At 40.8% G+C, this 14,397-nt stretch carries 15 protein-coding genes; 2 read left to right on the forward strand and 13 right to left on the reverse strand.

All coding sequences use genetic code 11. The annotated features are described in order from the left end of the window. Positions 1-26 precede the first annotated feature (26 nt). Positions 27-842: a helix-turn-helix domain-containing protein gene (locus ACIQXP_RS07635; RefSeq protein WP_387504902.1), complete on the forward strand. Its 816-nt coding sequence runs from the start codon at positions 27-29 to the stop codon at positions 840-842. Positions 843-1,278: 436 nt separating this feature from the next. Then, positions 1,279-3,012: a recombinase family protein gene (locus tag ACIQXP_RS07640; RefSeq protein ID WP_387504901.1), complete on the forward strand. Its 1,734-nt coding sequence runs from the start codon at positions 1,279-1,281 to the stop codon at positions 3,010-3,012. Between the two features lie 154 nt (positions 3,013-3,166). Here ACIQXP_RS07640 and ACIQXP_RS07645 read toward each other — a convergent pair whose 3' ends face one another. From ACIQXP_RS07645 to ACIQXP_RS07705, 13 genes are all read right to left on the reverse strand, one after another. Next, positions 3,167-4,567 (reverse strand): argonaute/piwi family protein, encoded by a 1,401-nt coding sequence (locus tag ACIQXP_RS07645; protein WP_387504900.1) that lies wholly within the window; start codon positions 4,565-4,567, stop codon positions 3,167-3,169. A 2-nt stretch (positions 4,568-4,569) separates the two neighbouring features. Further along, the gene (locus ACIQXP_RS07650; protein ID WP_387504899.1) at positions 4,570-6,303 is read right to left on the reverse strand and encodes an SIR2 family protein; all 1,734 of its coding nucleotides are present in this window, start codon (positions 6,301-6,303) and stop codon (positions 4,570-4,572) included. Between the two features lie 147 nt (positions 6,304-6,450). Continuing rightward, positions 6,451-7,209 (reverse strand): nucleotidyl transferase AbiEii/AbiGii toxin family protein, encoded by a 759-nt coding sequence (locus ACIQXP_RS07655; protein WP_387504898.1) that lies wholly within the window; start codon positions 7,207-7,209, stop codon positions 6,451-6,453. Continuing rightward, positions 7,209-7,490, reverse strand: a complete 282-nt coding sequence (locus ACIQXP_RS07660) for a DUF6922 domain-containing protein (RefSeq protein ID WP_387504897.1) — start codon at positions 7,488-7,490, stop codon at positions 7,209-7,211. The genes ACIQXP_RS07655 and ACIQXP_RS07660 overlap by 1 nt, the downstream gene beginning before the upstream one ends. A gap of 426 nt (positions 7,491-7,916) precedes the next feature. Beyond that, positions 7,917-8,594: a hypothetical protein gene (locus ACIQXP_RS07665; RefSeq protein WP_387504896.1), complete on the reverse strand. Its 678-nt coding sequence runs from the start codon at positions 8,592-8,594 to the stop codon at positions 7,917-7,919. 23 nt (positions 8,595-8,617) lie between these two features. After that, complete coding sequence (locus ACIQXP_RS07670; RefSeq protein WP_387504895.1) at positions 8,618-9,442, reverse strand: DNA adenine methylase; 825 nt, start codon at positions 9,440-9,442, stop codon at positions 8,618-8,620. Positions 9,443-9,447: 5 nt separating this feature from the next. After that, complete coding sequence (locus tag ACIQXP_RS07675) at positions 9,448-9,648, reverse strand: hypothetical protein (protein ID WP_387504894.1); 201 nt, start codon at positions 9,646-9,648, stop codon at positions 9,448-9,450. 23 nt (positions 9,649-9,671) lie between these two features. Continuing rightward, positions 9,672-10,532: a hypothetical protein gene (locus ACIQXP_RS07680; protein WP_387504893.1), complete on the reverse strand. Its 861-nt coding sequence runs from the start codon at positions 10,530-10,532 to the stop codon at positions 9,672-9,674. 16 nt (positions 10,533-10,548) lie between these two features. After that, a complete protein-coding gene (locus ACIQXP_RS07685; RefSeq protein WP_387504892.1) occupies positions 10,549-10,866 on the reverse strand; it encodes a hypothetical protein in 318 nt (105 codons plus the stop codon). 463 nt (positions 10,867-11,329) lie between these two features. Beyond that, complete coding sequence (locus ACIQXP_RS07690) at positions 11,330-12,130, reverse strand: DUF4099 domain-containing protein (protein ID WP_387504891.1); 801 nt, start codon at positions 12,128-12,130, stop codon at positions 11,330-11,332. 9 nt (positions 12,131-12,139) lie between these two features. Then, positions 12,140-13,354, reverse strand: coding sequence for an ArdC family protein (locus ACIQXP_RS07695; protein WP_387504890.1), 1,215 nt, complete (start codon positions 13,352-13,354; stop codon positions 12,140-12,142). Then, on the reverse strand, positions 13,347-13,964 hold the full coding sequence (locus tag ACIQXP_RS07700) for a M23 family metallopeptidase (RefSeq protein ID WP_391527751.1): 618 nt from the start codon (positions 13,962-13,964) through the stop codon (positions 13,347-13,349). Before ACIQXP_RS07700 ends, ACIQXP_RS07695 begins: the two co-directional genes overlap by 8 nt. Then, positions 13,954-14,376: a hypothetical protein gene (locus ACIQXP_RS07705; RefSeq protein WP_387504888.1), complete on the reverse strand. Its 423-nt coding sequence runs from the start codon at positions 14,374-14,376 to the stop codon at positions 13,954-13,956. Before ACIQXP_RS07705 ends, ACIQXP_RS07700 begins: the two co-directional genes overlap by 11 nt. Positions 14,377-14,397 lie beyond the last annotated feature (21 nt).

Consider the following 14,397-nt stretch of genomic DNA (forward strand, 5'->3'; position numbering starts at 1 on the left):
AATTAAAAACCAATAACTTTATCACAATGGAACATATCTCTAAATATCTGACAAATGACATCAAGCTCTCCAGCTACGAAGACAAACTGTTCAAATCCGACCTGATGTTTCATGATCACATGCTGGTATGGTTTATTTCAGGGGAAACCAAAATCATACAGGCAGAATCTACCTTCAATTTCAAAACAGGGGATATTTTTCTGATCCCAAGGAACGAACTTGCCACGATCATCAACTATCCTAAAAACGGATTGCCACATAAGACCGTGGTCATGCATCTGTCTACAGAAAGATTGAAGAAGTTCTATGAAAAAACCGAGCCTAAAAAGAAAACAACTCCCCTGCAGAAAATATACCGGTTCTGTAACCACCCGCTGTTGGAAAGTTGCCTGGCATCATTAATACCCTATTTTGATGTGAAAAGTGAATTCCCGGAAAGTTTGGCCAACCTTAAAATCGAAGAGGCCATCAATATCCTAAGGCTGATTGAACCTAGCGTAGATAGCGTCCTGGCCAATTTTGATGTACCCGGCAAGATCGATCTGATTGATTTTATGCAGCGCAACTTTATGTTCAACATGTCACTGGAAAAATTGGGCTATCTAACAGGCCGTAGCCTATCAACCTTTAACAGGGACTTCAGGAAGCTGTTCCACACTACTCCCCAAAAATGGTTAACCGACAAAAGATTGGAGCTGGCTTATTACCATCTGGTTGAAAAAAAGAAAAAGCCAACGGAGATTTATCTGGAGGTCGGTTTTGAAGACCTTTCTCATTTTTCATTTATCTTCAAAAAGAAATTTGGTGTTTCACCTAATCAGCTTCTCTTAAAAAGTTATTGATTGAGTTTATCAAAACACCCCAAATCAGTAACGGGACTCGAACCTAAAAATCAACGTCCCAGACTAAGGTGCATTGTTTTTATCCTACTCCACAACTTTTGGCATTTATCCGTGTTGATCCATTGTTATAAACTACAAAAGAAAGAAATTATTTAATTCTCCCCAACTTTTCCGCTTGATCCCTAACTCAATGGTATGCCTAAAAAAATTATCCCACAACTTTTGGTATTGATCCATGACGACGGTAGGTAAAAACAAAAAAAGCAGCTCTTTTCAGAACTGCTTTTAAAACTCGGGGTCGCTAACAAGACATTTCTCGAGCTCTGATATTGCTCAAATCGCTCAAATCGCATCACTTTTTGAAAAACTTGAAAATCCTGAAAATGGATCAAATTCATAATTTAAAAACAGTAAAATAATTAAAAAAGAGAAGCATATGAAAACAGCAGATTTATATATAAGAGTAAGTACGGATGAACAAGCAGAAAAAGGCTACTCATTAAACCTACAAAAACATATACTTGAAAAGTATTGCGAGCTAAATAAAATTAATATCAGACAGATAGTAATAGAAGATTTTTCCGCAAAAACCTTCAATCGTCCTGAGTGGAACAATTTATTAGCATTCTTAAAAAGAAATAGAAACGAGTCCAACCTTTTATTATTTACCAGGTGGGACAGATTCAGTCGGAATACAAGTGACGCATACCAAACGATAGCCGCATTGAAAAAGTTAGGCATAGAGGCTCAGGCTGTTGAACAACCCTTAAACCTCAATGTGCCAGAGAACAAATTAATGCTTGCTATTTATCTTACAATGCCGGAAATTGAAAATGATCGCAAAGGACTAAGTACTCAGGCAGGGTTGAGAAGAGCGAAAAAAGAAGGTAGATGGACCGGACCTGCCCCCTTAGGCTATATAAACAAAACAACCGAGGAAGGGAAAAAGTATGTGGCAATAAAAGAACCACAAGCATCTATAGTGCAATGGATTTTTTATTGCCTTGAAAATTACGACTTTGCTCCAGAAAACGTATTGCATATAGCAAATAAAAAGGGTTTGGTTTGCAGCAAAAATAACTTTTACTGCATAATCAATAACCCAATGTATTGTGGCAAAGTTAGTGTCCCAAAATACCAAAATGAAGAAGCCTATTATGTAATTGGAAGGCATCAACCACTCATTACAGAAGAACAATTTGATAGTATTCAAAAAAAACTTAAAATAAAATCAAAGTCTCATGGCATTGGAATCCTAGAGCCGGAGCAACTACTAATGCGTGGATTTTTATATTGCAGTAAGTGCAATAAAAAGCTAACCGGCAGCGCTCCAGGAGGAAGTAAAACAAAAATTTATTATTACCACTGTACCTCCAAATGCGGAATGAGATTCAGAGCTAGTTTGACTAATCAAAAATTTATTGAACTGATCAATGATTTGTTTGTAGATAAGGAAGTAATAAGACTTTTCATCAAAATGATGATCCAGGCGCATACCAGTCAGGTAGGCCCAATACCCGAAAAAAGAAAACAGCTGTCGTCAGAGATAAAAGCAGTAAACAGAAAAGCCGTTAGGGCTAGAGAACTAATGCTGGAAAAACAATTAGAAAGTGAAGAATATGAGCTAATAAAAAATTCCAGCGACAAAAAGATCAGGCACCTTGAATGGGAGCTTGATGAAATAAAGGCAGAGCAAATTTCCTGGAAAAAGTTAAAGTCCGTATCAAAATCCGCCCTTCAGTCATTTTCTGATTTAAGCAACCTCTTCGCAGACGCAAATATAGGCGGGAAGAGACTGTTGATTTCGACCATCATAAAACCTAAATTAATATCTGATGGAAAAGAGTTTCGCCCAGATCAGTTTAACGAAGTTGTTCAGATTCTGATATACATTAATACTTTAATTAAAAGGAATTATAAAAAAGATTGTCAGGAACCTGCAATCACAATCAATAGCTCATTTGTTTCAAAACTCAAAGCTATAGGAGATTTATACGTAACTGTGCCAGAATTTGACAGCTACGCAGAGTTGATAAAAGAGAGGCGAGAACTCCAAAATCTAGAACCAAAAACAAATACAAAAAAATCGAAAATTAGAAAAAAAAGATTGGCAAGGAAAGTAATTATCAGAAAATGGATTATGGAAAGTTCAGAGTTTAGGGACGCATAAATGGAAATCCAATAAACATAAGACGTGATAATACCTGGTGGGTCAAGGCTCCTATAGATTAAACAACCTATTATCAAAACCTTAAAATTGAAGATTTTGATAATAGGTTTCTAAGGGCCAAGAGTTTAGGCACCAAAACTTTAGTTTACGGAACTTACATAAAGTATCTAAATTCGTAAGGTTTGTTAATGAGTTTGTTCATCCTTTTTATTGTAGTTGCAAGTGACTGGGCGTAACCCAGCGTCACGGGTAACCTGTCGTAAAGTGCATCGTGGTTCCAGTTCATTTTGGTAAGCCCAAGAATGGCTTGACAGTTCCTGTCCCAACCACCGTCTCCAGCGAATCTTCGGATGAGGATTGGCGAGGGAATGTTTTTTCCTTCCTTAAAATATTTTTTATTATTGAGATCAACATTACCTTGTGTCCATAAAAGCACTTCCTGAGGTCCGATCTGAAAATAAGTACCTCTGTTCAATGGATAGCCATCGGCACCTTTCTCCCCGTTTTTGTCAAGATAATGAATCCCCCTAAAATTGGTGTTCTGCACAATCTGTAAAAGCTCCAAATTAATGTTTCCGGGGATAGCATCAAAGGCACCGTCAATCTCACTTTGTGTAAAATGGCTTGTTTTATGAACAATTAGACGTTCAGGTCTTCTTCCTGCATGCTTGCGCTGGTAGAGCTCGAGGCTTCTTGACATCAATTTCCTCATTTCTGCCCTGGTGAGGTAGGGATTCTCCCCGACCCTGGTTTCAATCTCGGCTGCATCGTAAGCTACAAATTCCAGTCCTGTACCGTCTGCATCAAAGACCTGACTGCAACAGGTAGTATAGTCATATTGGTTTGTATTTGGGTTAAGCCGTGTGGCATAACTCAGGCCTATAAACGCTGAATTTTGGTCGATGTTTGAGAGTTTCCAAGGAATTCCGCCAGTCTTAACATATAGGGCGATAGAAAGTCTCCACATTACACTGCATCGGCACTTATATTTAATTGCACTGCCCTCTCTTATAACCTGGCTGGCAATATTGAGCATTGCCGATGTGGCCTTGATAAAATCATGCAGATCAAATCCTTTTTCGAGGTCCTCAAATCCCGGAGACCAAAAATCCGGAAGATAGATCATCAGCACGTCGTATTCGAGTTTTCGTTTGGACATTTCCCTTATGCATCCGCTGATGGATTCGCTCAATGAAATATATGGAGCTACGCCCTCCTTAAATACATCTTGCGTGGATAAAGAGATAGATGTAGCTTCTGGAACCAGTTCTACTTTTACTCCGAAAATATCCTCAATACCGGTAAAACTTTCCAGATATGCGGTCCGTTCCTTTGGCAAGTGGGTTGAACGAAGTTCTGTTATTAGATTTGATATGATATGGTAAGATCCTTCAGGATAAATAGCAGCAATTCTGATCTTACCGATGGGGTTTAGTTTACTAGAATAGGGCTTGAACGTTTTAAGTCCCCTTAATGGATGTATGTCATGCGCATTGGATAGCGCTTCGAAAGTTAGTTTTGGTTCGGGAATAATATGATATGCTGGAAATTCCATCTTTAGAGCGTTTTAGTGAATGCGGTAGTTTTTGAAATGGTGAATGATGCGTTTACGCCTTCGATGGGCCTTGTGAACGCAGAGATAGTAACTTCTTTTTCGTCTCCAAATAAAATTTTCAGCCAGCTATTTAAAATTCCGTCATATTTCTGATTGTACCATCTTGCGGTTATTTCTTTAACGAATGGCGCTACGAGTTTACTCTCTGTCCGCTCTGATGTCTTAGAGGCGATTATAGTAGGGTTAAGTACCAGCAGAGGTTTGGAAAGAACATATTGTATGCTAATTTCAAGCGCTGCAACCCAAGTTAATTTTGACCGGGGAATTGTTCCGGATATGCTTAACATTGAATTCTTTAGAACCACGAAAGCAGGGTCACTGATCTTTTTCAGATCGGGAAAGATGAAATACCGATCCCTCTTTTTTGTCAATCTAAGTGGTTTTCCATCAATCAGTGCCATTTGCAGTGCAGTTGTTAAGAGGCTTTTCGTTGCAGAATCGTCATACATTAAATGTTTTTCGCCTACCTGAAAAAGATCTGTATCAAATTCACCATAAGACTCAAACGCCTTTTCGAAACTAATATCAGGTCCAAACCCCACAATACCGGATTGCTTCCTGATTCCAATGATTTGGGTCTTGCTCTCGGCAATAAGTTTTTTAACCTCCTTTGTATTCCCTGCCTCGCATTTATAAAGTCTTGCCGTAGCGGGATAATTTATGATTGGGATAGCGTTTAAGCGAATCAAGGGATATTTGATTCCAGCATCGGGGATGGGCTGATTAGTAGATCGATGGTAGTGTTCGTTCAGCTTTTCCATATCTGAGATAGGAATATCATCAAATCCTTTTATAAGATCTGCCCAAGCTGTATCAAATGTTTCTATCTCCACTATCTCGGCCTGTTTTCCATTCGATTTTGCGAGTTCTATAAGATCTATTACTTCCTGAGCAGGACTTCCTCCTGCCCTGTTGAACCAGAAAAGACCATTTGATAGCGCACTGGATTTAACAGCAGATTCTCTCAATACGTCCATAATTGACTTGTCTCTTCCACTATAGCCCATAACACAAAGGCCGTTTGTGTCCAGTGACATTGAAAGTATATCGCGGAGCCGCCTATCCTGGCCCTGGAGTTCCATACTGGTATTTTTTATTTTGTCGGAAAAATAGTCCCCATGGAGCTTTACAATCAGTGGCCGCTTGCCGGACTGAAAGAACTTTAATCCATTGTCTCCGCTATCCAGGTCTGCGGCATACCAGTTTTCCAGTTTTTCAAACTGGGCACTGGCAATGTTTTCAAATGCCTTGTCAAAGTTTGTTGTGAAAATTAGATTTAATTTGGCATGCTTCATTAGTATACCCATTACCTTATGGCCATAAGTGAGCTGCATGCCAGATGTTTGCCTGGCAATATAGTCACTCCTATCCCTAGGACTCAGGAATGCACGTTCGAAATAATAAGAATATTCTTCTGAACTATCTCTTTTGGGACAGCCAGTCTGTTTATCAAAATAGCTCTGGATCTGCTCACGGATACCATTATCTGTCAGATTGCTAAAAAGATGTAGTGGATATGCCTGTTCTGCACAATAGATCCGTCTTTTAAAGTCCCAAGTTAAGTCATATGCCGAAGGGACACCAGCGGACACGGAGCTGCCCGCGCCAAATAGCCAAGCCATGGAGCTTGCGCGCAAAGGATAGAATTTTACAAATTCTGAAAGTGAGATTGCCAATGTAGAATATTAATTTAGTGATAATTTATGTACTGCAATATAAACTATAAATCTATTTTACAGAATAAATCATTTTATCAAAAAATTATATTGCCATCCAATGACCAATTATCATTTAAAAAATTAGCCTTGATTTAAAGAGAGCTATCAAACGGGGCTTATATCGGGAAAGTCAACACCGATATCACTACAAAGTTTCCGCACCTTTCTTCTATAACTTGACTGTGCCATCCTCCAGTTCTTTTTACCTGGCTGGGGTAAAATCCTGTAATCACTATGATTAGGCCGATTTCTAGCCGCCGCGGCTTTTGCCTCAAATAAAAGCAGGCGCAAAGGATCATCTACAGGACTTATTTCATTATCAAGATCAAATATTGTCCGGTGCTCATCTCCATTAAAAGTTTCCTGTTTATGCTTCAAGTCTGCCATTAAAGAAGTCAAGGAAATATCTGCAGTCAAATAATCCAAATCATAGATATCCTTAAAGTTCGCACGGTTCGACGCTGTCATCAGTTTAAGAAGGCCAATGTCCCTAACGGTTGCGAGCCTTGCCCCTTCTACAATATCAGGTTCATCCAAAAGGCTGGCATTCTGGAGTATCTCTACCTTAATGCTGAGTGTACCTTTTTTGATCCAGAAGCGCATAAACATATATTGGTCACCCTCGTCACAGGGGTAATCAAAGCGCGAAGCATTTTCACCAAAGTGTGATTTCACTTCCTCATCTATTTTTTGATACCCTGATTTCCCAATTATCCCTGAAAAGAAAAGATCAATATCTATCGATTCCCGATGGTCATACCTAATCGCGAGATTGGTTCCCCCTCCTAATACTGCTTTCTGGAGACTTGAAAGATTCTGAAGTTCAATGATTGTTTCTAACAGTTCTGCGGAAACAGCAGCCATTAGTATCTTGAAAACTGCTTGATGTGATATCTCTGAGCGACCATCGCACACACTTTATTACTGATACGTTCTTTTGTAGCTTTAAGCTCTTCAACAATTTCAGCACGATCGTATAAACGCTCTAAACGACTAATATCTTCTGGAAAAGTACTTTCTGTAGTTGCATAGAGCGCCCTTGGGATAATTAAATCCTTATCTTCCTGTCTATCTAACTTAGAGGGATTAACATCCCAGAAAAGATCTTTTGGAAATATGGTTGCTATGTTATCTACCGATTTCATTTATACAAATATATGCATTAATTCAATAAACCTGTGAAATTTAAATTAAAAATTAAAGCTATACTAATGATTATCAAGCAATTTACGTGCCGTCAATTATCAAAAACGACTTGAATAGAATACACCAATAAGACAAAATGGTTTCTTAGAACTGTTCACAAATACATTTTGGTAACTTCGAGTCAAAGTTTAGAGTTGAAGAATTGCAATAGATAATAAAGTTAATACCATTATTTCAATGCTTTTATCAGGCAAAAAGCCAGATTAGGGTGTAGAGAAAATGATTTTAAAATAAAACACATTTAAAATCACTTGCCCCTCTATTCTGGTACAGAATACAATATTTAGCTTTTGTGATTTCTAGGTTAGTCTAGTAAAGCTTCATAAACCCATTCTAAAAAACAAATATATTCATCCAATAAATTTTTATCTTGAGTAATTCGGGCACTCAGGTTCATTTCCATAAACCTGACCATCCCTATATAGTTCAAATCCCGAAACCATATTCTGATTGTAAATAGCTACCGTTTTTGGAGGCCATATCCTAGGATCATTTAATTTACCCCAGTCAATCCCGATATCGCTTGGATAATAGTCCCAGTTCATCCATGCGCGTTCATTTACCATCAAGGCATCGTAACCTAAAGCCTTACATAAATATTCATTTCTGTTCCCTTCCCAATCCATTCCATAACACAATAAATCTGCTGCCTTGTAAAATTCAGTCAGCTGGTCATCGTGGCGGTAATTGAGATAAACTTCCGAAACTCCGGCACGCAGCAAGATACTCCGGACGCGGGATGCGTCCAGAGCTTGATCAGCATCCAAGATGCTGAAATCCTCATTTAAGGATATTTTGTAGATTTTGGCAAAACCAAGATTATCAAAAGCCTCCTCGCCCATCAACCTTGATTTCTGAAGCACAAGATGGCTAAAGAGGCAAGCAGCATCTTCACTTAGAGAGGTATAAAATGCGTCTCCAAGGGTGAGCCCGTTCCAGCCGACACCTTTACCGGATTGTATATTGATTCTGTCGCCAATAATCCCTAGAGAACCATGAAAGAGGTCCATAGCTTTTGGATTTGACACCCTTACATTATCCATATATTATGATTTAGCGGCCGAGTTTAAAGTCCCAGCTCCACCTTAAGATCAATTGGGTAATTGGCCGTGAGTACCTCAATCTTACTTTTCTGCTTACCCCCTTTTGCATTAACGGAGACCTGTTGCTTTACCGACCATTGATGCCAGCGATGTTCTTTGGCATATTTTTCAAGGAGCGGAGATGGGTAGGAAGAGAGTAAGAACTTGCCCTTTATTCGGGCCAATAAAAAAAGAAGCGCTTCAAAATCCCCTTCAGAATAGCCGTCATAGTGGCCGCAATCAGAATTATAGTATGGCGGATCACAGTAAAAAAAACTACCCGGTGTATCTCGGCTCGCGATGATATAAAGCGCATCCGCGCATTCAATCTGGCAGTTTTGTAGCCTGATCGCCATTTCCTCAACAAACCCTTCTTTCTTGGAATTAATTTTTTTGGTAGTTGTATTGCTTGATTTATCATATCCCCAACTGCTGTCAAACTGCGAGGAAAAGCTCTGTGAAGAGGTAAGCCAAACTGCCCATGCCCTCTTGATCTCAGAGAACATGTCCGGATTGTTATAGATGACTGAGGCCTTTCTATGCAGATCCCTGGAATGGAGGGAAATCCTGATCTCCTTTTCAAGAGAAGTGAAATCCTCTTTTGCCACTCTATAAAAATTAATCAGTTCTTTATTGGTGTCATTGATTACCTCAACCTGTGACGGCTCTTTAGCAAAAAACACCGCTGCACCACCAATAAAAGGCTCACAATAAAGGACATGTGGCGGAATTACCGAGACAATACGTTTGGCCAGTTTTTGTTTACCCCCATAATAGCTTATGGGGGTTCTTAATTTTAGTTTGGTCATAAATTCTAATACAAGTCGTCAATATTGAAATCAACTTTTTCACCCGCTATCATAACCGATACCCTGCATTTGATATCCGGCGTGGCCATACTTTCTACTTGGAAGCGCTTACCATTTAATTTATAAAGCGGGTGATTTTCCTTAAGATCAAGGGTAACCCATCCGGTCGCCCGGATGTGGTCTATCTTAGCTAAAAGCTTTCTCATTTTTTCTTTGCCGTGAAAAGCGTTTATCGTCCTATTTCCTGCTGAGCGATATTGTCATCCCGCTGGTTTTCCCATGGGAAGCGCTCTTCAGTGTTGCTGGGATCAATCTCGTTTTTTTGAGAAGTCTTTTGCCCGGCAGTCTCAGTTAGTTCTTTTCCCTCCTCCTTTTTGGGAAAGATTTCGTCCTGACGGATTATGGCCATATTCTTATCGTACACATCCAGTCCCTTAAACTGGGGGTTGGCAGTTACCAGCACTGAAACAGCTTTCTTGCCTACCATCATTTCAGCCGGAGCCATATGACCACTTCTCAGCATTTTCATCATGCTATCCTTTCCCTGTTCGGTCATGCTTTTGAAAGGATATTTGTCGATGGCATCAGAGAGTTCAAACTTGAATTCAGGGTAAAACTTTTTCAGAGGATGATTGCCATAGGCATCCTGCACGTCAAGATTAAGCTTGAACCATACTTTTTTCTTTTCCGGGCTTTCACTGTTTTCTGTTTTAGTGTAAACATCACGTTCCAGGGAATTCCCGTTGAGCAGTTTATAGGCCTGCAAAGCTGTGATGCGGTTGTCCTTTTCCAGATCAAAAACCTGTCTGACCGGGAGAGCGCTCCCCGCCTTGTTCAGGGTTACCTCATAATCGTTGAGAAAATACATATCGCTCTGCTTGGAGCGGTTGAAGTTCAGCATGAATTTGACCTGGTCCGATCCAAGGGCCGGATTCTTTTTAGCCTGGGCAGATGTGTAACTTTGCGTTACCCCCAAGGTAAAAGCCGGGAGACCTCTTGAAACCGCTGACTCAAGAACGTCGTTAAGCTTTGATCCAAAGCCCAGGTAATCCAGGCTCTTTTTTAGGTAATCTAAATTTTGTTCATTCATAATAATAAGTTTTTAATTAAAATAGGCTGAGCTGCTGCTCAGGCTGGGGAGGCTCATAGCCATTTTCTCTGGCGAGGTGTTCGCCAAGGGCGACTGCCAGTTCCTGGATCGATCCATATCCGCACTTGGTTAAAAAAGCAGAAAATAGAAAATGTGACCGGTATCCGGTACCAGAAATGATCTGGGAATCTGAGCGGAATTCCAGGTGCACGACGGTTGGCTCTTTCTCATCAGTTCTTTTGCTGGGCCAGTTATACACATAGTTTACATTTACATCAAATCCGAATACCAGGATATCGATATTTGCGTCCTGTCTGAAAATTTCTGGAATCATGGTATTGAATTTTACCGCATTCGCAAAGGCCTGACATTGGTCCTAAATCCGGTGAGCTTGCAAAATCTATTGAGTGAAAAGCGTGATTCCGCACAGGAAAATTCACATGACTTGAAAGTGAAGATCACTTTATCATTAAAGGTTAGAAAAGTTGCATCGAGACCTTTGAGCCATAGGGAAATCTTGCAGGCGAGCACTATCGCTGACATATCGTTACCGAATGCTGTTCTAAACCTCGCATTCTGAAACATTGAACGGATAGCGCGTATGTTTTCTGGGAGCGGAAGAAAACCTACAGTGACCAAGGCGGCATGTTGAACATTAACTGCTGTGCCTTCGCCTAAAACTTTCAATACCTCCCTTTTGTCATAAAAGGCATAGACATTTAGGATACTAACCGGAGGGAGTCCAGATGGAATTAAATAAGAAAAACCACCATGCTCAATCCAATCAACATCCATTCTTATCTGGATACACCATGGCCATAGCCCCTTGTATATTCACTTTTGAAGTTTATAAGTTCCATCTGCTGCAACTTTTCATCAGAAAGCGAACCGTCACTTTTCTTCATTTCCAGAAACGCGGTCTCAAAAGCAGGAGAAAAAGGAGTTTGGTGAATACTTACATCCATGATCGGAGAAATGTTCTTGATCAAAAACCTTGTTGCGGCTCCATCTTTCATAACAGTAAGGATTAAAGCTGTACGACTGGCTAAAATCCCTTGGGGTTCACTGGCCCTGTGCTGAACCATAGTCCCATCGGCGAGCTGGACAATTTTTCCAAGGGCGAAATCTGCTCTTTTGTTAGTATCCAATTGTTCTCCATTGATCTGAAAGGGAATCTCTACCGCTGCCGGATCATAGGAAATAAACTCCCTGGTCTCACTATCATACTCAAACACAATGGTTTTGCTGCCGCCATCCGAAAAACCAATTCTTTTTGCAATATTCTTTACTTCTCCAGAAATCAGCTCATTAGTTTCGATATCCGATAAATCAACAGAGCGTTTTGGCTCTTTGTAGATAGGGTGCAATCTGATTTGCTGAAGACTATCTGGATCGGTATTTAAGGATAGTTTTGCATCAAGACTATCGATTGTGAAAGACTCGCTGACCAGGTTCTGAAGATTAATCAAGGATGTCCTTCTACCAGAAAGAAGTGCGGAAAGATCCGTTTCATCCAGTAAGTGCCTGGCTCCGTCGTATAGACCCAGCCTGGATAGATCTGCGATCGGCAGCGCTTCTTCAATAATTAAATTTTTCATAAAATCCTTTTATCTGTTTAAATCAAGTTGTGATTGGTTTCCTTCCTGCGTAATTTGGTTAGCCTGTTTCTCGTTTTGAAACTCAGCACCAACCTGAGTTTTGAGGTATAAAAGGGCCGCATAAAGTTTGTCTTCCCGGCTTAAGGTAAATGCATTGCCATTGAGGCTTTCCTGCATTTTAAGCTTGCCTTGTTTTAAGTGCCCCATCACTTCATAGACAGAACCGTTATAGGGGATTTTATCTCCAGTAGTGAGATATCCGGGAGTTTTTACCGGAGCGGGCTGCATTGCATTTAAGGAAACCTTTTCATTGGTGATCTCCTGTTTTCTTTCTATATCCATGATATAGCCAAGTATGCGCTCGGCATCCATTGCCGCCAAAAAGATCTCAAAGGGATTGTTCTTTAAGATCGATATCCAACTTTCCACATAGGCGTAATGCTGCCCGGGATCATGACCGATGCCAAGTTCCTGACCTAGGAGCATCGAAGCGATTTCTGCTTTGAGCTCTTCCCTTGCATACAATGGATCACCGAATCCGCCGCCCATCTCCCTGTTTAAGCGCTCGGGATGCCCGGTCCAGTGGCCCAGCTCGTGAAGCAGTGTCGCATAATATTTTCCGCTTTCAGAAAACCAGTCCTTATAGGGTAGCGTGATCGAATCTTTTTTTAGATCATAAAAAGCATTGGCCGAATACTGATGATGGACAACCGCCCCCGAGGAGGTGATCAGTTTTTCTGCCCGTTCGATAGGCTCCCACTGGTTGCCGGGTTTTTCTTTTTCCAGCTTAGGCATGCCCTCGATCTGGGCGGCATTAAACACGTAAGCATTGCGGATAATGGCATGGGGAAGCTCCCTGGTTTCCTTAAGGGGTTTCCCCAGTTCATCGTAGATGACCTTCCCCGAGCTGTCTCGCTTTAGCTGTTCATCTTTGGTCTTTACAAACTGTATGAGCATTGATTTTTCTCCCTTTCTGACCTGCATGCCGCTTTCCTCTGCTTGTCTGTAGGTCATCCACCTTGGATCTTCCCTGCCTGCCATCAAAAGCGATAATGCATTGATCCCCTTATATCTATTGCCACTCTGAAAATTATAAGGTAGTAACAAAGGCATGCCAGATGAGTCCCAGGGAATCTGCCATGGAGCGGTTCCTTGGCGAAGTGCATCGATTACCTTTTCGGCCACCTGGACATGCAGGGGTTTATGAACTTCTTTTTTATCCATCTTGCTCTTCCTCCATATCGGCAAAGCCAATTCCGTAGAGCCATGCCTCATCCAGGTTCAGCTCCACCTCTTCCACCATCGCGAGCAGTTCCAGCTTTTGCCTGAGGGTTAAATAGGCTGAATTTTCCATAAAATTTATTTGATTAATTTTGACCACTTGGTAATAGCGGAGAATAAAATTTACCGGATCGATGTAGACTCCACTGCTGCGAAGACTAAAGTGCAGGTGTTCACCAGTTACCCTACCGGTAGATCCAGTAACCGCTATCAGCTCCCCGGAACGCACCTTCTCGCCATTTTGAACCAGAATTACCGAAAGGTGGCCATATATACTTTCAAGTCCGGAATGATCAATCCTGATAAACTTTCCAAGAATTGGATTGAAGCCTACACCAGATACCTTTCCGGCAAAAAAAGAAAATACAGGCTCATTCCTCGCGCGAAGATCAATGCCACGATGGAAGTCATTTTCATGTGTTACCGGATGGATCCTTTTACCAAATACACTATTTACCTTCATTGAATTTAGTGGCATGGAGATCTGGGCGTAAGCGGATAAAGAAGAGAAGACAGAAACGAAAAGTGCACTAGCCAGAAGCCTAACGCTCAAAAGAAACATTTTCACTGATATCCATAATCTGATTTCGGGAAATATAATCCTCGAGGGAGATCATGCTTCTTTTCAAGACCTCAGGACTATCTAAGGCAATTTTCATTGCGGCAGAGACATTGCCGTAACCAGAACGTTCCTGTTTCATATTGAGATCGAGCAGGTCGTGAAATGTCTTAGCATCCATATCCTTTACTCCGGTCAGGGCATCCTGATAAAGCTCATTTTTATCTTTGAGCACTAGCAGGGCATCCGATGAATACCTGCCCAGCGGACCGCCACCAAAGCCGACACTAATGGTATCCTTTTTTAGATCTACTGTTGCAATCACGCCTATTTGGCCTTGCCTGGAAACGGGATCTGTTGTCAGCTGTGGATGTACCACCACAAGCTTTCCGGTTAGTTCTTCCATAAGAATTGATTTTAAGAATGA

Source organism: Pedobacter suwonensis, from assembly GCF_044762335.1.
Classification (GTDB): Bacteria; Bacteroidota; Bacteroidia; order Sphingobacteriales; family Sphingobacteriaceae; genus Pedobacter.